At 65.5% G+C, this 26,515-nt stretch carries 24 protein-coding genes; 8 read left to right on the top strand and 16 right to left on the bottom strand.

Features of this window, described 5'->3' with window-relative positions; genetic code table 11:
• Positions 1-76: 76 nt before the first annotated feature.
• Positions 77-463, bottom strand: a complete 387-nt coding sequence (locus HNO81_RS13025; protein ID WP_109044573.1) for an iron-sulfur cluster assembly accessory protein — start codon at positions 461-463, stop codon at positions 77-79.
• Between the two features lie 183 nt (positions 464-646).
• Positions 647-2,101, bottom strand: coding sequence for a dipeptidase (locus HNO81_RS13020; RefSeq protein ID WP_175318532.1), 1,455 nt, complete (start codon positions 2,099-2,101; stop codon positions 647-649).
• A 91-nt stretch (positions 2,102-2,192) separates the two neighbouring features.
• On the opposite strand from HNO81_RS13020, the gene HNO81_RS13015 reads away from it, so the two are divergent.
• A complete protein-coding gene (locus tag HNO81_RS13015) occupies positions 2,193-2,795 on the top strand; it encodes a DUF3043 domain-containing protein (protein ID WP_175318531.1) in 603 nt (200 codons plus the stop codon).
• 89 nt (positions 2,796-2,884) lie between these two features.
• Here the strand turns inward: HNO81_RS13015 and HNO81_RS13010 are convergent, their stop codons facing one another.
• Positions 2,885-3,955, bottom strand: coding sequence for a quinone-dependent dihydroorotate dehydrogenase (locus HNO81_RS13010; RefSeq protein WP_175318530.1), 1,071 nt, complete (start codon positions 3,953-3,955; stop codon positions 2,885-2,887).
• Between the two features lie 94 nt (positions 3,956-4,049).
• On the opposite strand from HNO81_RS13010, the gene HNO81_RS13005 reads away from it, so the two are divergent.
• On the top strand, positions 4,050-5,009 hold the full coding sequence (locus HNO81_RS13005; RefSeq protein ID WP_175318529.1) for an alpha/beta hydrolase: 960 nt from the start codon (positions 4,050-4,052) through the stop codon (positions 5,007-5,009).
• A gap of 2 nt (positions 5,010-5,011) precedes the next feature.
• On the opposite strand, the gene HNO81_RS13000 is transcribed toward HNO81_RS13005, so the two are convergent.
• From HNO81_RS13000 to leuA, 3 genes are all read right to left on the bottom strand, one after another.
• Entirely contained in the window at positions 5,012-5,854 is an 843-nt protein-coding gene (locus HNO81_RS13000) for an isoprenyl transferase (protein ID WP_175318528.1), read from the bottom strand.
• A 2-nt stretch (positions 5,855-5,856) separates the two neighbouring features.
• Positions 5,857-6,609, bottom strand: coding sequence for a DNA repair protein RecO (recO, locus tag HNO81_RS12995; RefSeq protein ID WP_175318527.1), 753 nt, complete (start codon positions 6,607-6,609; stop codon positions 5,857-5,859).
• A gap of 85 nt (positions 6,610-6,694) precedes the next feature.
• Positions 6,695-8,434, bottom strand: coding sequence for a 2-isopropylmalate synthase (gene leuA, locus HNO81_RS12990; protein ID WP_175318526.1), 1,740 nt, complete (start codon positions 8,432-8,434; stop codon positions 6,695-6,697).
• 253 nt (positions 8,435-8,687) lie between these two features.
• Between leuA and HNO81_RS12985 the strand changes: the two genes are divergently transcribed.
• Positions 8,688-10,640, top strand: a complete 1,953-nt coding sequence (locus HNO81_RS12985) for a M13-type metalloendopeptidase (protein ID WP_175318525.1) — start codon at positions 8,688-8,690, stop codon at positions 10,638-10,640.
• Positions 10,641-10,719: 79 nt separating this feature from the next.
• Here HNO81_RS12985 and HNO81_RS12980 read toward each other — a convergent pair whose 3' ends face one another.
• The 5 genes from HNO81_RS12980 to HNO81_RS12960 form a co-directional block, all read right to left on the bottom strand.
• Positions 10,720-12,171, bottom strand: a complete 1,452-nt coding sequence (locus tag HNO81_RS12980; RefSeq protein WP_217509390.1) for an LCP family protein — start codon at positions 12,169-12,171, stop codon at positions 10,720-10,722.
• Between the two features lie 220 nt (positions 12,172-12,391).
• Positions 12,392-13,351, bottom strand: coding sequence for a GTPase Era (gene era / locus HNO81_RS12975; RefSeq protein ID WP_175318523.1), 960 nt, complete (start codon positions 13,349-13,351; stop codon positions 12,392-12,394).
• On the bottom strand, positions 13,335-14,666 hold the full coding sequence (locus HNO81_RS12970; protein ID WP_175318522.1) for a hemolysin family protein: 1,332 nt from the start codon (positions 14,664-14,666) through the stop codon (positions 13,335-13,337). Before HNO81_RS12970 ends, era begins: the two co-directional genes overlap by 17 nt.
• A complete protein-coding gene (gene ybeY / locus HNO81_RS12965) occupies positions 14,663-15,136 on the bottom strand; it encodes an rRNA maturation RNase YbeY (protein WP_175318521.1) in 474 nt (157 codons plus the stop codon). Before ybeY ends, HNO81_RS12970 begins: the two co-directional genes overlap by 4 nt.
• Positions 15,133-16,221: a PhoH family protein gene (locus tag HNO81_RS12960; RefSeq protein ID WP_175318520.1), complete on the bottom strand. Its 1,089-nt coding sequence runs from the start codon at positions 16,219-16,221 to the stop codon at positions 15,133-15,135. Before HNO81_RS12960 ends, ybeY begins: the two co-directional genes overlap by 4 nt.
• 418 nt (positions 16,222-16,639) lie before the next feature.
• Between HNO81_RS12960 and HNO81_RS12955 the strand changes: the two genes are divergently transcribed.
• Entirely contained in the window at positions 16,640-17,557 is a 918-nt protein-coding gene (locus HNO81_RS12955; RefSeq protein WP_175318519.1) for a GerMN domain-containing protein, read from the top strand.
• Here HNO81_RS12955 and HNO81_RS12950 read toward each other — a convergent pair.
• The 3 genes from HNO81_RS12950 to hrcA form a co-directional block, all read right to left on the bottom strand.
• Complete coding sequence (locus tag HNO81_RS12950) at positions 17,550-18,323, bottom strand: 16S rRNA (uracil(1498)-N(3))-methyltransferase (RefSeq protein WP_175318518.1); 774 nt, start codon at positions 18,321-18,323, stop codon at positions 17,550-17,552. The genes HNO81_RS12955 and HNO81_RS12950 overlap by 8 nt on opposite strands.
• A gap of 2 nt (positions 18,324-18,325) precedes the next feature.
• Complete coding sequence (gene dnaJ / locus HNO81_RS12945) at positions 18,326-19,453, bottom strand: molecular chaperone DnaJ (protein WP_175318517.1); 1,128 nt, start codon at positions 19,451-19,453, stop codon at positions 18,326-18,328.
• A gap of 87 nt (positions 19,454-19,540) precedes the next feature.
• Positions 19,541-20,554, bottom strand: coding sequence for a heat-inducible transcriptional repressor HrcA (gene hrcA, locus HNO81_RS12940; RefSeq protein WP_175318516.1), 1,014 nt, complete (start codon positions 20,552-20,554; stop codon positions 19,541-19,543).
• Between the two features lie 171 nt (positions 20,555-20,725).
• Between hrcA and HNO81_RS12935 the strand changes: the two genes are divergently transcribed.
• Together HNO81_RS12935 and HNO81_RS12930 are read left to right on the top strand one after the other, a co-directional pair.
• Entirely contained in the window at positions 20,726-21,577 is an 852-nt protein-coding gene (locus tag HNO81_RS12935; RefSeq protein WP_175318515.1) for a DUF3097 domain-containing protein, read from the top strand.
• A gap of 119 nt (positions 21,578-21,696) precedes the next feature.
• Positions 21,697-22,107 (top strand): DUF4870 domain-containing protein, encoded by a 411-nt coding sequence (locus HNO81_RS12930; RefSeq protein ID WP_175318514.1) that lies wholly within the window; start codon positions 21,697-21,699, stop codon positions 22,105-22,107.
• A gap of 34 nt (positions 22,108-22,141) precedes the next feature.
• On the opposite strand, the gene hemW is transcribed toward HNO81_RS12930, so the two are convergent.
• Positions 22,142-23,371 carry a radical SAM family heme chaperone HemW gene (hemW, locus tag HNO81_RS12925; protein ID WP_175318513.1) on the bottom strand — a complete coding sequence of 410 codons (1,230 nt, stop codon included), beginning with the start codon at positions 23,369-23,371 and terminating at the stop codon, positions 22,142-22,144.
• A 25-nt stretch (positions 23,372-23,396) separates the two neighbouring features.
• The gene (lepA, locus tag HNO81_RS12920; protein WP_175318512.1) at positions 23,397-25,253 is read right to left on the bottom strand and encodes a translation elongation factor 4; all 1,857 of its coding nucleotides are present in this window, start codon (positions 25,251-25,253) and stop codon (positions 23,397-23,399) included.
• Positions 25,254-25,426: 173 nt separating this feature from the next.
• Here lepA and HNO81_RS12915 point away from each other — a divergent pair, with 173 nt between their 5' ends.
• Together HNO81_RS12915 and rpsT are read left to right on the top strand one after the other, a co-directional pair.
• Complete coding sequence (locus tag HNO81_RS12915; protein ID WP_175318511.1) at positions 25,427-25,942, top strand: type II toxin-antitoxin system PemK/MazF family toxin; 516 nt, start codon at positions 25,427-25,429, stop codon at positions 25,940-25,942.
• 168 nt (positions 25,943-26,110) lie between these two features.
• Positions 26,111-26,371, top strand: a complete 261-nt coding sequence (rpsT, locus tag HNO81_RS12910; protein ID WP_018769282.1) for a 30S ribosomal protein S20 — start codon at positions 26,111-26,113, stop codon at positions 26,369-26,371.
• The last annotated feature ends 144 nt before the right edge of the window (positions 26,372-26,515 follow it).

The raw sequence follows: 26,515 nt of genomic DNA, 5'->3' as shown, positions 1-26,515 counted from the left end.
CACATGTCGGCGCCGAGCCCCTGTGCCGTTTCAGGCGGCTGGGAGCCCGGTGCCGACATCAGGCGAATCAACCGGCTTAGTGGAATGAATCGCCACAGGCGCATGAGCCGCCGGCGTTCGGATTGTCGATGGTGAAGCCCTGCTTCGAGATAGTGTCCTCGAAGTCAATGCTTGCGCCACTGAGGTACGGCACGCTCATCTTGTCGACGACGACCTCGACGCCGTCGTAGTCGCGGACGGCGTCACCATCCAGGAGGCGCTCGTCGAAATAGAGCTGGTAGATCAGCCCTGAGCAGCCACCGGGCTGCACGGCCACGCGAAGGCGCAGGTCCGTGCGGCCTTCCTGCTCCAGGAGGCTGCGGACCTTGCCGGCGGCGACGTCGGTCAGGTTGACCTCGTGGACGGGCAGTTCGTCGCTGGCCACGGTGGTGGCGGTGCTGTTTTCGTTCGTTGAGGTGCTCATTGGCCTACCTTCTTAGGACGGTCTGGCGGCGCCGCCGAAGCTGCGCCTGCCCCTACAAATACGGTATGGGCTATAGCTACATGCTACGCGCGGCAGTCCTGTAGCTCTAACTCCTGGCGTAACCGTCAAAGCACGCCGGTTGTTCCCTGAAAACGGGTGGTCTGCCCACACGCAGGATGCTGCCTACTCCCCGGCGGGAAGTCCCTCGCTGTTCAGCCTGGCGAGCATCAGCGCTTCTGCCAGGATGGCGTTGCGGAAGTCGCCGATGTGGAGGGACTCGTTGGCGCTGTGGGCCCGGGAATCCGGATCCTCCACGCCCGTCACCAGGATCTGCGCGCTGGGGTACAGCTCGGTGAGGTCGGCGATAAAGGGAATGGATCCGCCGATGCCCGTTTCCACGGCGGGAACGCCCCACGCCTCCCCCAGCGCCCACATGGCCACCGTCGCCGCGGCCGACGACGTGTCGGTCTGGAAGGGATTGCCCGCCTCTCCCGGAGTGAAGGTGACTTTGGCACCGAACGGCGCGTTGGCCTCCACGTGCCTGCGCACCGCTTCCATGGCCTCTGCTGGAGCCTGGCCTGGTGCCAGCCGGAGGCTGAACTTGGCCCGTGCGCGTGGAAGCAGCGTATTGGAGGCAACGTCCACGGCAGGGGCATCGAAGCCGATGATCGACAGTGCCGGCTTGGTCCACAGCCGGGACGCGATGCTTCCCGTCCCGGCAAGCCGGACGCCGTCGAGCACTGACGCGTCGGCCCGGTAATCTGCTTCCGGCATCTCCACGGCAGCCGTGTCGGTGGCCACCAGGCCGTCAATGGCCACGTTTCCGTCGTCGTCGTGAAGCGTTGCGATCAGGCGTGACAGGAGGGTGGGCGCATCGAGGACAGGCCCGCCGTACATACCGGAGTGCACTGCGTGCTCGAGCACTTGCACCTCGATGGTGCCGTCAACCAGGCCGCGGAGGCTGGTGGTCAGGGCGGGCACGCCCACTTTCCAGTTACTGGAATCGGCCACTACGATGACGTCGGCCCGCAGCAGCTCGCGGTTCGCCTCCAGGAATGTCCGGAACGTGGGCGAGCCCGCTTCCTCCTCGCCTTCGATGAAGAACGTCACGCCCAGGCCGAGGGATCCGGCGAGTACCTCGGCCACGGCAGCGTAGGCAGCGATGTGTGCCATGATCCCGGCTTTGTCGTCGGCGGCACCCCGGCCGTAGAGACGTCCGTCCTTTTCGACGGCGGAAAAGGGTTCCGTTTCCCACAGGGACTCATCGCCCACAGGCTGGACGTCATGGTGCGCGTACAGCAGCACCGTGGGTTTGCCCTCGCTGGCCGGACGACGGCCGACGACAGCCGGGCCGCCCGGCGTGCCATCGGCCTTGTCCTCGAAGAGCACCTGGACGTCGGCGATCCCGGACGCCCGGAGAAGATCCGCAACGGCCCCGGCACTGCGTTCCAACGGAGTGCGATCAAAGCTGGGCCACGCGATGCCGGGAATGGCGACGAGTTCCTTGAGCCGCGCCAGCGTCTGGTCGAAGGAACGGTCCACCGCGGAACGAAGATCATCCATCCGGTCGGTGACCTCAGGACCCGGTCCTGTGGTGCTGGTGGTGCTGTGCGGGGTTGCCGCAGGTGATGAAGTCATGGCCAAAACATTACCCCCGTCACAATCGCCTGCCGGTCAGGGCAGGGTGAGGGCAGGCCTGGGCCACGCTCCTGCAAGGTATTCTGGTCAGGTGTTCGGACGTAGAAAAGAAGCGCCCTCGGCGCAGGAAACCATAAACCAGCAGGCAGCGGAGGCAGCGGCACGGCAGAACAGTGCGGCCGGCAAGGGTGCCCCGACCCCTACGCGGAAGGCCCAGGAAGCAGCCCGCAAGCGGCCGCTGGTGCCCGAGGACCGCAAGGCCTCCAAGGCCGCCGAACGCCAGGCCGTCCAGGACCAGCGCCTGAAGATGCGCCGCGCACTGGACACCGGTGACGAAAAGTTCCTGCCCCTGCGTGACAAGGGCCCGCAGAAGCGGTTTGCCCGCGACTTCGTGGACGCACGCTTCAACCTCGGTGAGTACCTGATGTTCGGAGCGCTGCTCTTCGTTCTGGTGTCCCTGCTGGTGCCGGCTTCCAGCGACATGATGATTTACGTCCTGGGCGCCTTCTGGGTCATGTTCCTGGCCGTGTTCGTGGACGTGTTCATCCTGTCCCGGAAGCTCCGCAAGCGACTGACGGAGAAGTTCGGCCAGGTGGAGGGCGGTACGGTCTGGTACGGTTCCATGCGGTCGCTGCAGTTCCGCAAGCTGCGGCTGCCCAAGCCGCAGGTCCAGCGCGGACAGTACCCGGCCTGACCCACACACTTAAACAACAGACACCCCGGCGGAAATACCGCCGGGGTGTCTGTTTTAAAGCGACCGTCCCATCAGAGACGGCAGGCGGTTCAGGACCGCCGCGTCCGAGCCAGCTGCTTGTTGATCCGGGCTGCCCAAAACGGTCCCTCGTAAAGGAATGCGGTATAGCCCTGTACCAGCGTGGCACCGGCGTCGAGCCGTTCCTGGACATCCTGTGCCGATTCCACGCCGCCCACCGACACCAGTGCCAGGGCATCCCCGGTGGCATGCTTGAGCCGCTTAAGCACCTCAAGTGATCGCTGCTTCAGCGGTGCGCCGGACAGTCCGCCGGCACCGCATTTGTCCACTGCTTCCGCCGGGGACGACAATCCTGACCGCGCGATGGTGGTGTTGGTGGCAATGATGCCGTCCAGCTTAAGATCCAGGGCCAGGCGCGCTACATCATCGATGTCCTCGTCGCTGAGGTCCGGCGCGATCTTAACCAGCAGCGGTACGTGCCTCCCGGCGGAACGGTCCGCTTCCTGTCCCACGGCGGTCAGCAGCGGGCGGAGGGTTTCCACGTCCTGGAGCAGCCGCAGCCCTGGCGTGTTGGGGGAACTGACGTTGACCACCAGGTAATCGGCGGCGGGAGCCAGGCTGCGGGCGCTGACCAGGTAGTCATCCACCGCGTCGGCCAGTTCCACAACCTTGGTTTTGCCGATGTTCACGCCGATGACCGGACGCACCGCCGGGTAGCGGCGCTGAAGTGCGGCCCGCGCTGCCTTCAGCCGGGGCGCAACGGCCGAGGCGCCGTCGTTGTTGAACCCCATCCGGTTGATGACGGCCCGGTCCTGCACCAGGCGGAACAGCCGCGGCTTCTCATTGCCCGGCTGTGCCTGCCCGGTGATGGTGCCCACTTCGATGTGCCCGAAGCCCAGATCGGTGAGGGCCTCAATGCCGTGGACTTCCTTGTCGAAGCCGGCGGCGAGCCCGAAGGGCGATGGGAAAGTGACGCCGAAGGCGGTGGTCTGCAGCGACGGCGCCGGGGCGGTCAGCTTTTGCAGGACCTTGCCGGCGCCTGTGGCATGCGCGAACCGGATGCCCTTGAATCCGATCTTGTGGGCGCGCTCGGCGTCCATCCATGAAAAGGCCAGCCTGAAGAAAGTGGGATAAACGCGCATGCCTCCAGTGTCCCGTCTCCGGCCGCGCCACACCAAAACGAAGAAGCCGCTGATCCGAAGCGCGGGTACCGTCGCGCCGGTTTAGCATGAGGTCATGCAGTGGCAGCAGGACATCCTGGGCTCGGATTTCGAGTCGCACACCTTCGCGGCCGCCGGACCCGACGGGGTGGCGCGGACGGCAACCCTGGTCCGTCTCCGGCCGGCCCTGGACGCCGGCACGGGCAACGGGCGCCGCCGTGCCGTGCTTTTCCTGCACGGCTGGAGCGACTACTTCTTCAACGTGGACCTTGCCCGGTTCTGGGCGTCCGCCGGCTATGACTTCTACGCATTGGATATGCACAACCACGGGCGCAGCCTCCGCCCGGAAGCTCCCGGTGGATATGTGGCGGACCTTGCCGCCTACGACGCCGAAATCGAGGAGGCTGCCCGCATCATCAGCCAGGAGGGCTCGCCCGGGCCGTTGGCTTTGATGGGTCATTCCACCGGCGGCCTGGTGGCGGCCCTGTGGAGCAGTGGACATCCGGAAGCCGTTTCGCTGCTGGTCCTGAACAGCCCGTGGCTGGAGATGCACGGGAGTTCGCTGGTGCGGCGGGCGGCGTCCAGCATGGTGCGTCCCGTGGCCCGGTTCCGCCCGCAGGCAGTCCTGCGCCTTCCGGAGCGTGGCCACTACTGGCGTACCATCAGCAGCGCGGCCGACGGCGAGTGGCCGGTTGACGAGCGCTACCGGCCCCGCATGGCATTCCCGGTCCGCGCAGGCTGGCTGAGGGCGGTGCTCGCCGGGCATGCCCGGGTGGCGCGCGGCCTGGAGATCGAAGCGCCCATCCTGGTCCTGCTTTCCAAAGGCAGCGCCAACGGCCTGCTGTGGTCCGAGGAAATGCGCCGCACGGACGCCGTGCTGGACGTCAACATCATTGGCACCCGCGCGCTCACGTTGGGCCGTACGGTAACCATCGAGCGGATCGACGGTGCCCTGCACGACGTCTTCCTCTCGCCGGAACCCATCCGGACCGACGCCTATTCGCGGCTGGCCCGGTGGCTGCGGGCGTACGGCTGACGTCAGCCGGCGTGGGGATCCCCGGCCGGAGCGGCCGCTGCATCGACGGCCCCGCCGTAGCGCCGGTCGCGCTTGGCGTATTCTTCGACGGCGGCCCACAGCGTCCGCCTGTCCACATCCGGCCACAGCGTGTCCATGAAGACGAATTCCGCATATGCGGACTGCCAGAGCAGGAAGTTGGAGAGTCGTTGCTCGCCCGAACTGCGCAGGAATAGGTCCACATCGGGCAGGTCGGGTTCATCGAGGTACTTCTGGATGGTCCGCTCGGTGATGGCTCCAGGCTTCAGCCTGCCTGCTGCGACTTCAGCGGCGATCGCTGAGACGGCGTCGGTGATCTCGGCGCGGCCGCCGTAATTAACACACATGGTCAAATTACATGTGGTGTTGGCCGCCGTGAATTCCTCGGCCTCCTCCAGTTCGCGGATCACAGAACCCCAGAGGCGGGGCCGGCGTCCTGCCCAGCGCACGCGCACACCCCACTCATCCAGCTGGTTCCGCTGCCTTCGCAGCACGTCCTTGTTAAATCCCATGAGGAACCGGACTTCCTCCGGTGAGCGCCGCCAGTTCTCGGTGGAGAACGCGTAGACGCTGACGTACTCGATGCCCAGCTCAATGGCGCCGGCCATGACGTCAAGCAGCGCCGGCTCGCCCGCCTTGTGTCCCTCGATCCGCGGCAGGCCGCGCTGGTTGGCCCAGCGGCCGTTGCCGTCCATGACGATGGCCACGTGCCGGGGAATGAATTCCGCGGGGATGGCCGGCGCCACCGCGCCTGATGGATGAGAGTACGGGGCCACCACGGGATGGGTGCGCTTCCGGGCTGCGTTGTTCTTTTTTCCCAAGGCCACTGTCAGCTGCGCTCCACATGTTTGAGGGATTTCAGTACTCGTTCAAGATGCCATTGCAGGTAAGCGGCCACCAGGCCGGCGGCTTCCTTGCGGTGCTGCGGCAAGGACGCGTCCGCCACGGTCCAGTCGCCGGTGAGGAGGGCCGCCAGCAGCACAACTGTTTCGGGTGCGGGCGCGGGTGACCCGGGCGGCCTGCACTGTGCACAGACCATACCGCCCAGGGGTGCGGAGAACGCTGTGTGCGGTCCGGGCATTCCGCAGCGGGAGCAGTCGGTGAAGCTTGGCGCCCAGCCGCCGGTGGCCAGGGCACGCAGCAGGTAGGAGTCGAGGATGAGGCCGGCGGCATGTTCGTCCCGGCTCAGTGACGCCAAGGCACCCACCAGCAGGTTGTATTGCGCAGTGCCCGCCTCGCCGTCGACGTCTGTCAGCTTTTCGGCTGTTTCCGTCATGGCCGCGGCAACCGTATACCTGCTGTAGTCCGCGGCGATGCTGCCGCCGTAGGCACCCTTGGCGACAGCCTGCGTAACGATGTCCAGTGTGCGGCCCGATACCAGCTGGAGGTCCGCCACCATGAAGGGTTCAAGCCGTGCGCCGAAGCGGCTGCTGGTCCGTCGTACCCCTTTGGCGACGGCGCGGACCTGCCCGTGGTGCTTGGTCAGGAGGGTGATGATCCTGTCCGCTTCGCCGAGCTTGTGGGTGCGGAGCACCACGGCATCGTCCCGGTACGCCCGGTTGGCAAAAGACTGTTGGACCACGATCTATCTTCCCATCCCGACCGGCAGCACGCTGCCAGGGCACGAGGTACCGGCGGCTGGAACCGCACGGCACCCCGTGGACGTGTCAGGCCCGGGCGTCCCGGATGGCGCGGTTGACCGCCGAGATGACGGCCTTGAGGGAGGACATGCTGGTGTTCGCATCGATGCCCACACCCCACAGGACCCGCTCCCCCACGGCGCATTCAACATACGCAGCAGCCGCCGCGTTGCCGCCCTCGGACAGAGCGTGCTCGCTGTAGTCCAGGACGCGGACGTCCACGCCGTCGTCGTGGAGGATGTTCAGCAGCGCAGCGATGGGGCCGTTGCCGGTGCCGGTCCGGCTTACCTGGGCGCCGTCGATGGTGAGCGAGGCGTGAAGGGTCATGCCGCCGTCGGCGTCCGTTTCCGTCTTCACCCCGCCCAGTGAGTAGCGTCCCCATTGCCCTTCAGACTCGCCGGACGGCAGGTATTCGTCCCGGAAGATCTGCCACAGCTGGGCTCCGCTGACCTCGCCGCCCACGGTGTCCGTGCGGCGCTGGATAACGCCGGAGAACTCGATCTGTGCGCGGCGGGGCAGGTCCAGGCTGTGCTCGTGCTTGAGCAGGTAGGCCACACCGCCCTTGCCGGACTGGGAGTTCACGCGGATGACGGCCTCGTAGCTGCGGCCCAGGTCCTTGGGGTCAACCGGCAGGTACGGTACCTGCCAGGTGAAATCGTCCATGGCCTTGCCCGCCGCGGCGGCGTCGCGCTCCAGTGCTTCAAAGCCCTTCTTGATGGCGTCCTGGTGGGAACCCGAGAAAGCGGTGAACACCAGGTCCCCGCCGTACGGGGAACGCTCCGGGACCGGCAGCTGGTTGCAGTATTCGACGGTGCGGCGGACGTCGTCGATGGTGGAGAAGTCGATCATGGGGTCGATGCCCTGGACGAACAGGTTCAGCCCCAGGGTGACCAGGTCCACGTTGCCGGTCCGTTCCCCGTTGCCGAACAGGCAGCCTTCGATCCGGTCAGCGCCGGCCATGTAGCCCAGTTCGGCAGCGGCAACACCGGTTCCACGGTCGTTGTGCGGGTGCAGGGAGAGGATGATGCCTTCCCGGGGGTGCAGGTGCCGGCTCATCCACTCGATGGAATCGGCGTAGACATTGGGGGTGGCCATTTCCACCGTGGCAGGCAGGTTAATGATCACCTGGCGGTCCGCGGACGCTTCAAAGACGTCAGCCACCGCGTTGCAGACGCGCACGGCGTATTCGAGCTCGGTGCCGGTGAAGGATTCCGGTGAGTACTCATAGGTGACATGGGTGTCAGCGAGCGTTTCCTCGTACTTCCTGCACAGCCGGGCACCCTGCAGGGCGATGTCCAGGATCCCGTCTTCGTCCTGGTTGAACACCACCCGGCGCTGCAGCACGGACGTGGAGTTGTAGAGGTGGACGATGGCCTGCTTGGCGCCGACCAGGGACTCATAAGTCCGTTCGATCAGGTGTTCCCGGGCCTGGGTCAGGACCTGGATGGTGACGTCGTCCGGGATGTGGTTGCCCTCGATGAGCTGTCGGACAAAGTCGAAGTCCGTCTGCGACGCGGACGGGAAGCCGACCTCGATCTCCTTGTAGCCCATGCGGACCAGCAGGTCGAACATCTTCATCTTGCGGGCCGGGCTCATGGGGTCGATCAGTGCCTGGTTGCCGTCGCGCAGGTCAACCGCGCACCAGCGCGGGGCCTTGGTGATTACTTTGTCCGGCCAGGTGCGGTCCGGCAGCTCAACCTTGATCTGGTCCTGGAAGGGCGTGTACCGGTGGAAGGGCATTCCTGAGGGCTTCTGTGCGTTTCGCATGATGTTCGGGGCCTTTTCTATCGATCTTCAGTGAAAGGGTGGCCGGGCAACACAAACTCCGCAGCGAGGGTGGGCCGTGCGCTAGATAGCGTCTGTGGCCTCGCCGCGGCAGCTAAGGAGAAGGAGCACTGCACGCACACTTTGAGGGTAACACGGGTGCGTAAGATGAAAGGGCACTACCGTCCGTAAAGTCCAGCATGCAGACGCCTCCCGGTGTTCCGCCGGGCAGCGGCGTCCCAGCAAAGGAGTTGCAGTGCCCAATTCGGGGATCGATTTTTCCACCTTTGATCACACAGTCCGGCCGCAGGATGACCTTTACCAGCACGTGAACGGCGCGTGGCTGAAGGCCACCGACATTCCGGATGACCGGCCCCTGGAAGGCACTTTCACGGCCCTGCGCGACGGCTCCGAGATCGCCGTCCGGGACATCATCGAAGAAGCGGCAGCCAAAGGCGGCGACGCCACCGGGATCGAGCGGAAGATCGGCGGGCTGTACAACAGCTTCATGGACGAGGCCACCGTGGAGGGCAAGGGAATGGAACCCATCCGCGGGCGGCTCGCGGAGGTTTTCGCCACCGCTTCTGTCCCGGACCTCATAGCCCTGGCGGGAAGGCTGTTCCGCGCGGACGTAGGCGGACTCTTCTATATCTATCCCGCTCCTGATGCGGGCAACCCGGACCGGGTCCTCTTGTACACCGGTCAAGGCGGTTTGGGCCTTCCCGATGAGTCCTACTACCGGGACGCGAAGTTCGCCCCGATCGTTGCCGCCTATACAGCGCATGTGGAGAAGATGTTTGGCCTGGCCGGGCTGGCAGATCCGAACGGTGCCGCGGCGCGCGTGGTCGGGCTGGAAACACAGCTCGCAGCCCACCACTGGGACAACGTCACCCTCCGCGATCCGCAGAAGACCTACAACCTGAAGACGGCGGAAGAGGCCACCGCGCTCTTCCCACTCTTCGGCACCTGGTTCGAGGCTGCAGGGATCGATGCCGGAAAACGGACGGAAATTGTCGTCAGCACCCCTGACTTCTTTGCCGGCGCTGCCGGGCTCCTGGCCGAGGTCCCGCTTGCCACCTGGCAGGAGTGGCTGGCCATGCGCGTCGTCAGCGCGGCTGCGCCTTACCTGTCCTCCGGGTTCGTGGACGCCAACTTCGCGTTCTACGGCACCACCATCAGTGGCACCCCCCGGAACAAGGACCGGTGGAAGCGGGGCGTCGCCGTCGTCGAAGCCGGACTCGGCGAGGCCGTCGGCCAAATCTATGTAGGCCGCCACTTCCCGGAGACCCACAAGGCGCGGATGCAGACGCTGGTGGCGAACCTGATCGAGGCGTACCGCCGCAGCATTAACGACGTCACCTGGATGGGGCAGGAGACCAAGGCCGAAGCCCTTCGCAAACTCGAGGGGTTCCGGGCGAAGATCGGCTACCCGGACGAATGGATCGATTATTCGGCTGTCGAGATCGACCCCCACGACCTGCTGGGCAATGTGGAACGCGCGCACAATGCGGACGTGGACCGGCATCTTGATGAGGTGGGCAAGCCCGTGGACCGCAACAAGTGGCTGATGACGCCGCAAACGGTCAACGCCTACTACCACCCCATGATGAACGAGATTGTGTTCCCGGCCGCGATCCTGCAGCCACCGTTCTTTACCGCCGACGCGGATGACGCCGTCAACTACGGCGGCATTGGAGCCGTGATCGGACACGAGATCGGGCACGGCTTCGATGACCAGGGTTCACAGTTCGACGGCGGCGGGGCCCTTCGCAACTGGTGGACGGACCAGGACCGGCAGGCGTTCGAGGCGCTGACGGCCCGCCTCGTGGCGCAGTTCGACGCGCTCTCCCCCACCGCCGCGCCCGGACACCATGTCAACGGCAGGCTCACGCTCGGCGAAAACATCGGGGACCTGGCAGGGCTCACCATCGCCTACAAGGCCTACCGGATCAGCCTTGACGGAAAAGAGCCGGAGGTCATCGACGGGCTGACCGGGGAACAGCGGTTCTTCGCGTCCTGGGCTGCGGGGTGGCGACAGGTCATCCGGCAGGAGGAGGCCATCCGCCGGCTTGCCACCGATCCGCACTCCCCCAATGAGTTCCGGACCAACGCCATCGCGAAAAACCTCGACTCCTTCCACGAGGCATTCGGTGTCACCCCGGATGACGGGATGTGGGTGCCGGCCGCCGAACGGGTCAGCATCTGGTAGCTGAAAACAGGAATGGGCCCCCGCCATGTGGCGGGGGCCCATTTTGTCAATTGCCGGAGTCGCCGGCGCCGGGATCGTCCTAGCGGACGATCAAATCAGGATTTGCCTGCTGGCAGACTTTGTCCCCGGCCGTCTGGTTCACGATGTCCTCGGGAAGCGCGGCGGCCGCCCCCTCTCCGCCGGCAAAGGCGGTCCCGGTGGTGAAGTCGCTGCCGACGTACACCTGCACGCCGGTCACCGCCGGGGCAGGAATCATCAATGTGGCAGGAATCCCCAGCAGCGCCGCGACGTCGGCTGCAACATCGGCGAAGCCGTTGCCGTAATACACCGCCGTCTTGGCCACCGGCTGGGCGAGGAACTGGCCGGTTTGGCTGAAGCCGCCCGCAACCAGCGCCTGGACAAGTTCCTGTGCCCGGCCATTGACGCCACTGCCGTTGGCCACCGTTACCGGCTGGATGGCTTTGTCATAGGCCGGCACGGGCGGAGCCGTCTCGGTGGGGACCGCCGTTTCGCTTGGCGCCGGGGTGGTGGGTGCGGTGGGATCGGTCAGGTCCACATTTTTCCGCAATGCCGAAAAGAGCTGCGCGCCCGCGGGTTCGGCGATGACCAGCCGGTTGGGGTCAACGGGTGCCGGTGTGGTGGGCACAGCCACAAACGCCACCTTGCTGATGTCGATGTCCTTGAGCCGATTACCGATGGTCAGCAAGGTGGGAACTGACGCCAGCCCGTCGTCGACCGTCAGGTTCTGGGTAACGACGTCGGCGATCTTCAGCATCTTCGCGGGATCGGACAAGGTGCCGTCGTCCTTGATTTTGCGGGTCAACGACGAAAGGAAGCCCTGCTGAGCCTTGATGCGCCCCAAGTCACCGCCGTCGGCAAAAGCATGGCGGGTGCGGAGGAAGGCAAGCGCCATTTCGCCCTGCACGGAGGACGTTCCGGCGGGCAGGCGGAGCCGGGAGTCGGGATCGTACACGGCGTCGCTGATGCACACTTCCACACCACCCACCGCGTTGGAGAGTTCCTTTACGGCGTTGAAGTCGGCCATCATGAAGTGGTCAACCTGCATGCCGGTGAGCTTGTTGACCGTGTCCACGGCACAGCCGATGCCGGCCTCGCTCATGGCCTCGTTGATCATGACGCCGGTGCGGGCCGGGTAGTCCTTTTTGGTCTTTCTGTCCTTGCAGTCGGGAATATCCACCAGCAGGTCGCGGGGGAAGCTGATGACGTTGACCCGCTTGTTGTCCTCCGAAATGTCCATCAGCATCATGACGTCGGACTTTCCGTAGCCGGTCGAATCGTCAGCGGTTCCGTAGTCGGAGTTCTTCCCATCGCGGGTATCCGAGCCAAGGATCAGGATCTGCAACCGCCCCGTGGCGTCGTTCCCCGGGGTCTCGGTGCTCTCCCCGCCGGCGTTCAGCGGCGCCTTGGAGATGTTGTTCTGGAGCCGGAAGAACCAGAATCCGGCAAACGCGGCGGCTGCCACGAGCACCAGTGCCACCACGCCGGTGACAGCCTTGAGCCACAAGGGCATGCGGCGCAATGGGCCAAGGTGCCGCGCGGCACCTACGTCATGGCTGTCCGCATGACGGGACACCGGTCCCTGTCCGGCTGGCACGTCAGCCCCGTTGTCGCGGTTATCGCGGCCTTGACCCACGTGGCGAACCTTCCTCTAGAAATGAAATCCGGTCCATTTTAGTGGTCCAGTCTGGAGAACCTGCGGGGGACGCAGGTGCGAACGGCGTTTGCGGGGATCAGAAACCGAGTTTGACCAGCTGTTTCGGGTCGCGCTGCCAGTCCTTGGCCACCTTGACGTGGAGGTCCAGGTAGATGCGGGTGCCCAGGAGCGCCTCGATGCCCTTACGGGCGTTGGTGCCAACCTCACGCAGGCGGGCCCCGCCCTTGCCGATGATGATGGCCTTTTGGGAAGGACGCTCGACGTAGAGATTGACGCGCACGTCCAGCAGCGGCTTGTCTTCCGGCCGGTCCTCCCGGGGAACAATTTCTTCCACCACAACGGCCAGGGAGTGCGGAAGCTCGTCCCGGACCCCCTCCAGGGCTGCCTCGCGGATCAGTTCCGCCACCATGACCGCTTCGGGTTCATCGGTCAGTTCCCCGTCCGGATAGAGCGGAGGCGACGGCGGCATGTGGCTGATCAGGACGTCGGCGACCGTGCCCACCTGGAACCCGTCGGCGGCGGACACGGGAACAATATCCTTCCAGCCGTCGTCCCCCAGCACCTCCCGGCCCAGGGCGGCAACGGCGAGGAGCTGTTCCGTAAGAGCCTGCTTGTCCACGAGGTCCGCTTTGGTCACGATGGCGATCACGGGCTTGCGGCCGACGGCGGCGAGCTGGGCGGCGATGAATTTGTCGCCCGGTCCGATCTTTTCGTTGGCGGGCAGGCAGAATCCGATGGCGTCCACCTCGGCGAGGGTGTCTGCCACGAGGTCGTTGAGGCGCTTGCCGAGCAGGGTGCGCGGACGGTGCAGGCCCGGGGTGTCAACCAGGATGAGTTGTGCGTCGTCGCGGTGAACGATGCCCCGGATGGTGTGCCGCGTGGTTTGCGGCTTCGCGGAGGTGATGGCCACCTTCTTGCCCACCAGTGCGTTGGTCAGGGTGGACTTGCCCGCGTTGGGCCTGCCAACCAGGACTGAAAACCCGGCGCGGAAGCCGCCGAAGTCGTCCGGTTCGGCAGCTTTATTTTTCTTGCTCACGTGGAACTCCCTGCTGGGTTGCTTCGGCCTCTTCCAGGAGGCTTTCAAAGTCAGTCTCTACTCTTGGTACGGGTGCCGCAATGATGTGGCTGACGCGGTTCCGCCGGCCTTCCAACCGCTCCGCCCGCAGCGATACGCCCTGGACGTCCACGCTGCTGCCTACGATGGGGACCCGGCCCAGCGCCTTGGCAAGGAGGCCACCCACGGTGTCAACTTCGTCGTCGTCGATTTCCAGGTCGAACAGCTCGCCGAGGTCATCGATTCCCATCCGGGCGCTGACGCGGTACGAGCCGTCCCCCAGCGCCACGGCCTCGGCGCCTTCGGTATCGTATTCATCCACGATCTCGCCCACGATTTCCTCGATGAGGTCCTCGAGGGTCACCAGCCCGGCCGTGCCGCCGTACTCGTCGATCACGATGGCCACATGCGTGGATTCCTTCTGCAGCTCGCGCAGGAGGTCGCTGACCGGTTTCGATTCCGGTACGTAGCGCACTTCGCGGGCGAGGGCCTCCACCACGGGCGGTTCCTGGCCTGCCCGCAGCTCGTGGATGACTGCTGCAACGTCCTTGAGGTAGACAATCCCCAGAATGTGGTCGGTGTTCTCGTTGATGACCGGAATCCGGGAGTATCCCGAGCGGAGGAACAGGGTCATTGCCTGGTGGAGGCTTGACCCCGCGTCGATGCTCACGATGTCTGTCCTGGGCACCATGACGGCCCGGACCAGGGTGTCGCCGAAGTCAAAGACCGACTGGATCATCTCGGCTTCGGTGTCCTCGATCATGTCGGACTCGCTGGCCCTGTCCACGAGTTCGCGGAATTCCTGTTCACTGAAAAACGCGTCGTCACCGCCGGGGGCGCCGGGCGCGGCCGAACTCCCCAGGGCCACCAGCCAGCCGGGAATGGGACCCAGCACGCTGGTGAGGAACCGCACCATCGGCGCCGTGAAACGGACCACGGCCGTGGAGTGGAGCCTGCCGAGTTGCCTCGGTGAGACGCCCACGATCACGAACCCCAGGACGGCCATGATGCCGGTGGCCACCAGGCCGGCGAGCCAGACGTTGTCCAGCAGGCTTGCGATCAGGACCGCGACTGCCACCGCAGAAGCCATTTCGAACCAGACACGCCAGAACCGCAGGGCGCGGGTGTGCGCCACCGGCTCAGCAAGGATGCTGCGCATCGCGGTGCCGCGGCTTTTGTGCAACGCCTCTTCGGCGTCGTGCCGGGGAAGGAAACTGAAGGCGGCCTCGGCCGCCGTCAAAAGGGCCGCGACGGCAAGAAAGACCAATGCCACCGCGACCAGGAGCAGTTGCGTCACTGGGTTGTCTCGGCAGGTGCTTCTTTGCCGGTGAAGCCGGACAGGAGTTCCCGCTGGAGGCCGAACATCTCAGCCTTCTCCTCGGGTTCGGCGTGGTCATAGCCGAGCAGGTGGAGGATGCCGTGGGTGGTCAGCAGCAGCATCTCGTCCTGCAGGGCGTGGCCGGCATTCCTGGCCTGGACCTGGGCAACCTGCGGGCAGATGGCGATGTCGCCCAACATGCCCTGAGGCGTGGGACGGCCCGGAGTCCCAGGGGTCAGCTCGTCCATGGGCACCGAGAGCACGTCCGTGGCGCCGGGTTCGTCCATCAGCTCGATATGCAGCTTTTCCATGGCCGGTTCATCCACCAGGAGGATGGACAGTTCAGCCTGCGGATGGATGTAAAGCTGCTCGAAGATGTACCGGGCCAGGGCCACCAGTCCGGACTCGTCCACCTCGACGCCGGACTCGTTGTTCACCTCGATGCTCACGCGTGTTCCCCCCGTTTTTCGCGGCTTGCTGAATGCTTGACCCGGTTCCGCTGGGCTTCATCCCAAATGCTGTAGGCGTTGACGATGTCACCGACAAGCCGGTGCCGCACGACGTCGGCGGCGTCAAGCACCGAGAAGTTCACGTCCTCGATGCCCTGCAGGATTTCTTCGACGATCCGGAGGCCGGACCGGGTACCGAAAGGCAGGTCCACCTGGGTGACGTCCCCGGTGACCACCATTTTGGACCCGAATCCGAGCCGGGTGAGGAACATCTTCATCTGCTCCGGCGTGGTGTTCTGCGCTTCGTCAAGAATGATGAATGCGTCGTTGAGGGTACGGCCGCGCATGTAGGCCAAGGGCGCCACCTCGATGGTGCCGGCCGCCATGAGCCGGGGAATGGACTCCGGGTCCATCATGTCGTGCAGGGCGTCGTAGAGCGGCCGCAGGTAGGGGTCGATCTTGTCGCTGAGCGTACCGGGCAGGAAGCCAAGCCGCTCCCCCGCCTCCACCGCCGGGCGGGTCAGGATGATCCGGCTGACCTCTTTCTGCTGCAGCGCCTGGACGGCCTTCGCCATGGCCAGGTAGGTCTTTCCGGTTCCGGCCGGACCAATGCCGAAGATGACCGTGTTGGCGTCGATGGCGTCGACGTAGTTCTTCTGGTTCAGCGTTTTGGGCCGGATGGTCCTGCCGCGGCTGGAGAGGATGTCGTGGGTGAGCACATCCACGGGATTCTGCAGTGACTGGGTGCGCAGGAGGGCCGCCAGCTGCTGGAGCACGGCGGGCGTGATGACCGTGCCGCGGGCCACCAGGCCCCGGACCTCCTGGAGCAGCCGCATGATGCGCGGCACGTCGCTGACCGGGCCGCTGATGGACAGTTCATTGCCCCGGGCATGGAAGTTGACGGCCGGGAATTGCTCTTCGATGAACCGCAAAGCCTCGTCATGGCTGCCGAGTGACTGAACCATTTGGTCGGAGTTCTCAAAGAGGACTACTTCGGTCCGGATGCCGGGCAGGGAGTGCGGGAATTCCCCCGGACTGCCGTCTCCCGTGTTGAGCCGGCGCTTACCATTTGCTGATTCAGTCATGGTGTTGGCCCGCAGGCCCGTGGTCCCCTCGAAGATCGACAGCACTGATGTTTATTGGCTGATGCCGGTGCCCGTTGCACGGTGCCCCTGCCCCAGCGGTCCCTCCATCTTACGCCAGCACGGGCCCCGGCCGGATAACCGGCCGGATATCGGGCCCGGTCAGATGCAGGTCACGGGCCGGGCAAACTGCCGCAGATTGCACCCTTAGGTATCAACTTCATATCGGCCTCATATCGTTCCCGTTGCAGTTGCCGCCAAGGACCCAAAGTCCGGCCGGCCGGACCGCCCCCTGTGCAATGCTGGAAATCCAGCGTCTGCTGGAACGCCAGGCCGCCAGGGGGATCGGCCCGCCACGCCATGAAAGGACAAGGGCAGGACAGTGCCGGAAACCTCTGTGCCCAAAAGGGCAGGACGACCCATGGGCCGCCTGCGCCCTGCCGTCCTGGCGGGGATCCTGGTTTTCGTTCCGACCCTTGCCGCGTGCACCGCCGAGAACGGTCCATCACCCTCCGGCACCGCCGCGTCTGTCCCGGCCACTGGCGGAACTGTGCCGGACACGGCCGCGACCAGCGCACCGCTGGAAACAACGCAGTCCTCCAACAAGGCTCCCGTGTACTGGATCGGGCGCAGCGGCGGGAACACTTTCCTCTACCGCGAGTTCCGCGACGTCCCGGAACAGGAGAACCCGGTCACGCGGGCACTGCGGGCCATGATGTCGGAGAAGCCGCTGGACCCGGACTTCTTTACGCCGTGGCAGAACCCGGACAAGCTTGCCACGTCCATTTCGGGCAAGGACGTCATCACGGTGGACGTTTCCGCCGATGCGTTCAACAGCAACCTCGACGCCGACATGGCCGCCCGCGCCATCCAACAGCTGATCTACACGGCAACTGCTGCGGCTGCCAGTTCGGGTCTGATCGACACGGGGCAGCAGATCCGGGTGCGGATCCTGGTGGATGGCCACACGGACTATGTCGCGTTTGGAAAAGTCCAGTTGGGCGCCCTGATGACCCGGGCTGCGGGTTTGGTGGCGCCGGTCTGGATTATTGACCCGCAGGAAAGCACCGAGGTGCCGGCCGGCAGTGTCAAGATCACCGGCCGCAGCACGTCGCCGGGAGCGAAGCTTCGCTGGCAGATCCTGCAGTCCGGGGACGGCGGCAGCAAGACGCCGTTCCTGACCGGCGAAACCACGGCAGGTGCGGGGCAGGGCCAGGCAGGGACTTTCACGCTGGCGCTTACCCTGCCGGCAGGCGACTTCGAACTCCGGGTGGCCCAGGAAGGTACCGGCGCAGAGCCTGACCGCAACGAGGATACGAGGTCCTTCAAGGTCAGGTAGCGCTCCACCTGCCGAGGATGTCGCTGGCAAGCACGACGGCGGCGGGCCCGGCCGTGGAAGACCTCAGGACGTGGTGCCCCAGCAGGGCGGTCACCGCACCCTTGTCGCAAAGCCTTGTCACTTCCCGCGGGCTGATCCCGCCTTCCGGACCAACGATCAGCAGGATTTCCCGGATACCGCCGTCGATGTCCGCCTGCCACCCCTCAAGGACGGTCCGCAACGGACGCACGGCATCTTCGTGCAGGATGACAGCCAGGCCGGCGGCCTCCACGGCAGCCGAAAGTCCCGCGGTGTCCACGGCGGCCCGTACCTCCGGGATCCACGCCCGGCGAGCCTGCTTGGCCGCAGCGGCAACAGTTGACTGCCATTTGGCGTGGGCACGTGCGGCCCGGTCCCCTTTCCACCGGACGATGGACCGTTCCGACTGCCAGGGTATGACGGCGTCGATGCCCAGTTCGGTGGCTGTTTCAATGGCCAGTTCGTCCCGGTCGCCCTTTGCCAGGGCCTGCACCAGGACCAACCGCAGATCCGGCCGGTCCTCCAGCGAGACTGCACCGCACTGAACTTCAAGTCCCGAAGGGGCTGCGGAGACCACCTTCCCGGTCATGCGGGCACCGGCGCCGTCAACGATGTCCACCGCCTCGCCCGGTGACAGGCGCTTGACGGTCACCGCGTGCCGGGCTTCCGGTCCTTCGAGGACGAAGCTCTGGCCGGGGGCCAGGCCTGCCAGCGAACCGGCGGACGTGAAGAAGACGGGATTGCTCACCGCTACAGGTTACCGAGCCGGTCCCGGAGCTTGGCGAACATGCCGCCGCTGGCGGCGAGTTTGCCTTCGGTGATCTGCTCGCCACGGAGTTTGGCCAGCTGCCGGAGGAGGTCCTCCTGGGCCGGGTCGAGCTTGGCCGGAGTGTCCACCTGGAGGTGGACCTTGAGGTCTCCACGGCCGTAACCCCTCAGGTGGGTCACGCCAAGGCCCCGCAGGGTGATGATCTCGCCGGACTGTGTCCCGGGCTTGACGTCGATGTCCTGGGTGCCGTCGAACGTCTCCAGGCTGACATCCGTGCCCAGCGCTGCCGCCGTCATGGGAATGTGCAGGGTGGCATGCAGGTCATCGCCTTCCCGCACATAGGTGGCGTCATTGTTGACGCGGATTTCCACGTAAAGGTCCCCCGCCGGTCCGCCGGCCGGTCCCGCTTCGCCCTGGCCGGAAAGCTGGATCCGGGTTCCGGTGGCTACACCGGCTGGAACCTTGATGGTGAATGAGCGCCGGCTGCGGATGCGGCCCTGGCCGCTGCATTCGTTGCAGGGGTCCTTGATGACCGTGCCGAAGCCTTCGCAGGTGCCGCAGGGGGCCGCCGTCATGACCTGGCCCAGGATGGACCGGACAGCCCGCTGGACCTGGCCGCTGCCGCCGCAGATATCGCAGCGTTCCGGGTGGGAGCCGGGCTGGCAGCAGGATCCTTCACACGTGGGACAGACGACGGCGGTATCCACTTCGAGCTTCTTGTTGACGCCGAAGACAGCATCCCGCAGGTCGATCCGGACACTGATGAGGGCATCCTGGCCGCGGCGGACGCGGGAGGCGGGCCCGGAGGTGCCGCCGGCGCCGAAGAAGGTGTCGAAGATGTCCTGGAACGCGAAGCCCTGGCCCGCGTAGCCGGCGCCGCCGAAACCGTTGTCCGTGCCGTTCTCGTTGCCGGTGGTGTCGTAGATCCGCCGCTTTTGGGGATCGGACAGGACTTCGTAGGCGTGAGTTACTGCCTTGAAGCGTTCTGAAGCGTCCGCACCGGGGTTTACGTCCGGGTGAAGGGTGCGGGCCAGTTTGCGGTAGGCCTTTTTGATCTCTTCGCCCGTAGCTTCGGGTGAGACTCCAAGGACGTCATAGTGGCTGCTCAAAGTTCGTATCTCTTCCTTGTTGTACTGCGTTCAGTCGGGCGGCCCCGGCTCTCCGTTCCGCTCCGGAAAAGCTCCGGCGGTGAAGAGTCAGGGTCCCAGAATCCTGGAAAGGTAGCGGGCCACGGCCCTGACGGCGGCCATGGTGGTGGGGTAGTCCATCCTTGTGGGGCCAAGGATGCCTACCTTCGCGACGCTGTCGGGGCCATAGCCGGTGGCTACGACAGATGCCTCGGCAAGGCCGTCATAAGGGTTTTCCCTTCCGATGCTGACAGCCACGCCCCGGTGGTCCTGCGCCATCTCGCTCAGGAGCCGCAGCATGACCACCTGCTCCTCAAGGGCTTCCAGCACGGGACCGATGCTGAGCGGGAAGTCCACGTTGGACCTGGCCAGGTTTGCCGTGCCGGCCATCACCATGCGGTCTTCCCGGGTGCTCTGTGCCAGGGCTTCCAGTCCGTGTGCCAGCGCGTCGGCGGCCTGGCGCTGCCCGTTCGCGGTTCCGGCGACGACGGCGGGAAGCGCCGTGGCCAACCGGCTGAGCGGAGTGCCGGCAAGCGCAGTGAGGAAACGCGTGCGAAGTGCGGACAACGCGTCGTCGCCAAGGTCCTGCCCGACGTCGATGACCCGCTGCTCCACCTTGCCGCTGTTGGCGATGAGCACCACCAGCACCTTGCGGGGTGCCAGTAGGACGAATTCGATGTGCCGGACCTGCGCCTTGCTGAGGTTCGGGTACTGCACCACAGCCACCTGGTTGGTGAGCTGGGACAGCAACCGCACGGTACGGTCAAGGACGTCGTCAAGATCGTCCGCGCCCTCCAGCAGTGACTGGATGGCTCGCCGTTCAGCTGCCGAAAGGGGCTTGACTGCCGAGATCTGGTCAACGAACAGCCGGTAGCCCTTGTCCGTGGGGATCCGCCCTGCACTGGTGTGCGGGGCAGTGATCAATCCCTCGTCCTCAAGGGCGGCCATGTCGTTCCGGATGGTTGCGCTGGAAACCCCCAAATGGTGCCGTTCGACCAAAGCCTTGGACCCCACAGGTTCGCGGGAGTGGACGTAATCCTCCACGATGGCCCGCAGTACTTCCAGTTTGCGTGGCTCGCTCACTCTCCACCTCCATCCATGGTTCGGGGCTCCTGCCCCGCCAGATGCCTACCGTGTTAGCACTCGACATGCCTAAGTGCTAACAGTCTATTATGCCTCGGCCCGTTGTTAGCATTGGTACCGCTCCGGGCGGAATTCCGGAGCGGAGGACCTAGCGCTAGGCGGATCACATCCATGGATTACCAAAACTGGGGGCCCCGCGGCATCTCCGCCCCGGCCAAGGCGGAACTGCCGGAGGTGCCGGTTGAACGTGGAATGGTCCTGGAGGACGTCCAGTCAGGCTGGGTCGGCGCCGTTACCCGGGTGGAAAAGTCCGGCGGCATGCACGTTGTGGCACTGGAGGACCGCCGCGGGAAATCCCGCTCCTTCAAGTTGGGCTTCGGTTTCCTCCTCGATGGCCGGGCCATCCGGCTGATGCCTCCGGCCCCCCGGGCGGCCGCTGCCGGTCCTGCCGCCGGCAGGACCGCTTCAGGTTCCGTCCGTGTCGCCGGGCAGCGGGCCCAGGTGGCCAAGGCAAGCCGCATCTGGGTGGAAGGCAAGCACGACGCCGAACTGGTGGAAAAGGTCTGGGGAGACGACCTGCGGGTGGAAGGCATCGTCGTCGAACCCCTGCATGGCATCGATGACCTCGCCGCTGCCGTTGCCGCCTTCAAGCCCGGCCCGGGCCGGCGGCTGGGCGTTCTGGTGGACCACCTTGTTCCCGATTCCAAGGAGTCCCGCATAGCGGACGCCGTGATGGCCTCCCCCGGCGCGGCGGGAAATGTCCTGATCGTGGGCCACCCGTACGTGGATGTCTGGCAAGCGATCCGTCCCGCCGTCCTGGGCATCGACACATGGCCTGCCGTGCCCCGCGGACAGGACTGGAAAACCGGAATCCTCAAGGCATTCGGCTGGCCACACGCCACCAAGGAGGACATCGGCCTGGGATGGCAGAAGCTCCTCGGCGCGGTACGGACCTACGCCGACCTGGAAGCGTCACTGCTGGGGCGGGTCGAGGAAGTCATCGACTTCCTCACCGTGCCCTGAAGGCCCGGGACCGGCCCGCGAGCCAGTATTCTTGGTAGTGCGGCGCCTTTTACCAGAGCCGCTGCGCACCGCGCCCGTACAAGAAGTCAGCACCACTTGCACCTCCGAAGGAACACACCGTGGCAGAAAACGCACGTGATCACAGGAACGGCCAGGGCCGCTCCGAGTACCATGGCGTCCCCGCCAACGCCCTGCCGCTCACGGCCAGCGAAGACCGCCAGTGGGCCACGCTCGCACACTTCGGCGGGATTTTGGGGTGCATCCCCTCGCTGCTCATCTACCTGATCTTCCGTGACCGCGGTCCATTCACCGCCCAGGAATCCAAAGAGGCCCTGAACTTCAGCCTGCCGCCCACCATTGCCGCCGTGGTGGCCAACATCCTGGTGTTCATTCCCTACGTGGGGAACATCTTTGCGGTGATCGCCACGCTGATCTGGGTGGCGCTGACCTGCTTCTCGGTGGCAGCAGGAATCCACGTCAACAAAGGCCAGCCGCACCGCTACCAGTTCAACCTGCGCTGGATTAAGTAGCGGCGCAGGCCGCGCCCCTGCTCGCCGACGGACGTCAGTCGGGCAGGATGCGGCGGACTACTGCGTCTGCCAGGAGCCGGCCCTTGAGCGTCAGGACCAGGCGGCCGTGGAATGCTGCGGCGGGTTCCACCAGGCCGTCAGCGATGAGCCCGGCAATCTGGTGCCGGCCGGCGGGGCTGAGGGTGGACACGTCCAGCCCTGACTGAAGGCGCGCCTCCAGCATGACCCGCTCCAGATTCCTGGTTTCGGCGTCCAGGGTTTCCCGCCCGGCGGCAGGGGACAGCCCCTGCGAGAGCCGGTTGGCGTAGGCGGTGGGATGCTTCACGTTCCACCAGCGCACCCCGCCCACGTGCGAATGTGCGCCCGGGCCGATGCCCCACCAGTCGTCGCCGCGCCAGTATGCCAGGTTGTGGCGGCACGCATGCCCGGGGCTGCGCGCCCAGTTGCTCACTTCATACCAGCCGAGCCCGGCTTCGGTGATGAGTTGGTCGGCGAGTTCATACTTGTCGGCGTGGTCGTCGTCGTCGATGCCGGGCACCTCGCCGCGGCGGATCTGCGCGGCCAGTTTGGTGCCGTCCTCAATGATCAGAGCGTAGGCGCTGATGTGGTCCGGCCGGTAGGACAGGGCTGTCTCCAGGGAGTGGCGCCAGTCCGCCAGCGATTCCCCCGGCGTGCCGTAAATCAAATCGAGGCTGACATCCAGTCCGGCCTCACGCGCCCACTGCACCACCTCGGGCACCCTGCTGGGCGTGTGGGTGCGGTCCAGGACTTTGAGCACGTGCGGTACGGCGGACTGCATCCCGAAGGAGACCCTGGTGAAGCCCGCCTCCTTGAGGACGGCGAGGGAAGCGGGGGTGACCGAATCAGGGTTGGCTTCGGTGGTGACCTCCGCGCCATCCTCGATGCCCCACTGGTCGATGGCGGCGCGAAGGATCAGGGCGAGGTCCTCCGCGGGCAGCAGCGTGGGCGTGCCGCCGCCAAAAAAGACCGTTCCGAGCTTCCGCTCCGGCAGTCCGGAACGCGTCATCACCTTCGCGGCCAAGGACACTTCCGACACAGCGGTCCGGGCGTAGGCATCCTGGGACGCGCCGCCGCCCAGTTCGGTGGCGGTGTAGGTATTGAAGTCGCAGTACCCGCAGCGCACGGCGCAGAACGGGATATGGACGTACAGGCCAAAGGCGCGGGCCGCCGCACCGTCCGCAGCCTGGGCAGGCAGCAGACCGTCCGACGGCGCCGGGTCACCGAGGGGAAGGACGCTGGGCATCAGCGGATCCCCCACTGTGCGGTGGTCACTTCTTCTTGGCCTTGTCCTTCGATTCGTCCGTGGTGAGGGCAGCGATGAACGCTTCCTGCGGAACCTCCACCGTTCCCACCATCTTCATGCGCTTCTTGCCTTCTTTTTGCTTTTCCAGCAGCTTGCGCTTACGCGAGATGTCACCGCCGTAGCACTTGGCCAGCACGTCCTTGCGGATGGCGCGGATGCTTTCGCGGGCGATGATCCTGGAACCGATCGCTGCCTGGATGGGCACCTCGAACTGCTGCCGCGGGATGAGCTCGCGCAGCTTGCCGGTCATCATCACACCGTAGGCGTAGGCCTTGTCGCGGTGCGTGATGGCGCTGAAGGCGTCCACCTGTTCGCCCTGGAGCATGATGTCCACCTTGACCAGGTCGGCCACCTGTTCGCCGTCGGCTTTCCAGTCAAGGGAGCCGTAGCCCCGCGTCTTTGATTTCAGGATGTCGAAGAAGTCGAAGACGATTTCCGCCAGCGGCAGGCGGTAGCGGATTTCCACCCGGTCCTCGGAAAGGTAGTCCATCCCATTCATGACCCCGCGGCGTGACTGGCACAGTTCCATGATGGCACCCACGAATTCGTTGGGGGCCAGGATGGTGGCGGAGACCATGGGCTCGCGCACCTCGGCGATTTTGCCGGTGGGGTACTCGCTGGGGTTGGTCACGCGGACCACCTTCTTGTCCTCCAGCGTCACCTCGTACTCGACGTTGGGTGCCGTTGAGATCAGGTCCAGGTTGTATTCGCGCTCCAGCCGTTCACGGGTGATCTCGAGGTGCAGCAGGCCCAGGAAGCCCACCCGGAACCCGAAGCCCAGGGCAGCGGAAGTTTCCGGCTCATACACCAGGGCCGCGTCATTGAGCATCAGTTTTTCGAGGGCGTCGCGGAGTACCGGGTAGTCGGCGCCGTCCAGCGGGTACAGGCCGGAGAAGACCATGGGCTTGGCATCGGCGTAGCCGGGAAGCGACTTCGCCGCCGGCTTGGCCAGGTTGGTGACGGTGTCGCCGACCTTGGACTGCCGGACGTCCTTCACGCCGGTGATCAGGTAGCCCACTTCGCCTACGCCCAGGCCCTTGGAGGGTGTGGGCTCCGGGGAGCTGACGCCGATTTCCAGAAGCTCGTGGGAGGCCCGGGTGGACATCATCTGGATGCGTTCCCGCGGATGCAGCATTCCGTCAACCACACGCACATACGTCACAACGCCCCGGTAGGTGTCATAGACGGAGTCGAAAATCATGGCACGTGCGGGTGCGTCGGGATCGCCCTCCGGGGCGGGCAGATCGCGGACGATCTTGTCCAGGAGGGCTTCCACGCCCACGCCGGTCTTGCCGGACACGCGCAGGACGTCCTCGGGGTCGCCGCCAATCAGGTTGGCAAGCTCGGCTGCGTACTTCTCCGGCTGCGCCGCCGGCAGGTCGATCTTGTTCAGCACCGGGATGATGGTGAGGTTGTTCTCCATGGCCAGGTAGAGGTTCGCCAGCGTCTGGGCCTCGATGCCCTGCGCCGCATCCACCAGGAGGATTGCGCCCTCGCACGCGGCCAGGGACCTGGACACCTCATAGGTGAAGTCAACGTGGCCCGGGGTGTCGATCATGTTCAGCGCGTAGCTGACTCCGTCCACCTCCCACGGCATGCGCACTGCCTGGGACTTGATGGTGATGCCGCGTTCACGCTCGATGTCCATCCGGTCCAGGTATTGCGCCTTCATGTCGCGCGCCTGGACAACCCCGGTGGACTGCAGCATGCGGTCAGCCAGGGTGGACTTGCCGTGGTCGATATGCGCGATGATGCAAAAGTTCCGAATGATTGCCGGATCTGTCGCGGCGGGCACCGGTGCGGTGCGGGCCATGGGAGACACGCAGGGTCCTTACTGTTGGCTTTTCTGCAGCCCATCCGTCAGGCACACAAAGGCCGCCTGCGGTCCAGCCGCACATCTTTAGCCTCCAGTGTCCCACGTCCGGGACGCCGCCACCGCATCCCTGCCCGTGGATCCGGGTTCCGGCTGCACGGCACCGCCGATAGGCTGCGGGGATGGCCTTCGATCTGCACTCCCTGGGAAACGCCGTCCGCCGCGCCCTGCGCATGCTGCAGAAAGGGGACGTGGCCCAACGCCCATCCCCCACCCCGGGCGTCCGGGCCGGGAAAGGCCCCTATCCTGGCGATTACACCGGACGCGTCTCCCTCCGTTACGCCCCGCAGCGCGACGGCGAACCGGACCCGGGCGAGGTGGTCTGGGCCTGGGTTCCCTATGAGGAGGATCACGGCAAGGGTAAGGACCGGCCAGTGTTGGTGGTGGGACACAACGGCCCGCTCCTCTTGGGCCTGATGCTCACCAGCCGGGACCGGGTTCCTGCCGGGATGTCGTCAGGGGACTACATGGATCTCGGCCCCGGCGGCTGGGACAGGCAGGGCAGGCCCAGTGAGGTGCGGCTTGACCGCATCCTGCAGATCCACCCCAGTACTGTCCGGCGGGAAGGGGCGGTCCTGGACGAAGTGCGCTTTGAGAAGGTGGCCGCCGGGCTTCGGCGCCGACACGGCTGGAGTTGATCCCCTAAATGGCCAGAGTTGCCGCTGACCTGCTAGTCTTTATTGCTGTGTGTCCGTGCAGGTCGACGGTCACTGATGGCTGGCCGCCATAGGTATCCCCACGCCGCTCAGTCAAGGCCAGCCTGAAAGCCCTCTAGACCATTTCCGCATTACAAAGAGAGTTCACACGTGGCGAATATCAAGTCCCAGAAGAAGCGCATCCTGACCAACGAGAAGGCCCGCCTGCGTAACAACGCAGTCAAGTCTGAGCTGAAGACGGCCATCCGCGCCGTCAACACCGCTGTTGAGTCCTCTGACAAGGAAGCTGCTACTACTGCGCTCGTTACTGCCAGCCGTAAGCTGGACAAGGCTGTCAGCAAGGGTGTTCTGCACAAGAACAACGCAGCGAACCGCAAGTCGGCGATCTCCAAGAAGGTCAACGCACTCTAAGGTTTCCAGTTCCCACGAACTGATGGTGTGGCCGGTACCCTCGGGTGCCGGCCACACGCCTTTAAGGACGGCGGGCCGCGGCAGGACGCCGTCGAATACTACCGGGAGATGCGGCGGGCTACGCGGTGTGCGTCCTGGCCTTGT

The organism is Pseudarthrobacter sp. C4D7 (assembly GCF_013359725.1).
GTDB lineage: Bacteria > Actinomycetota > Actinomycetes > Actinomycetales > Micrococcaceae > Arthrobacter.
This window is presented reverse-complemented; position numbering and strand designations above follow the sequence as displayed.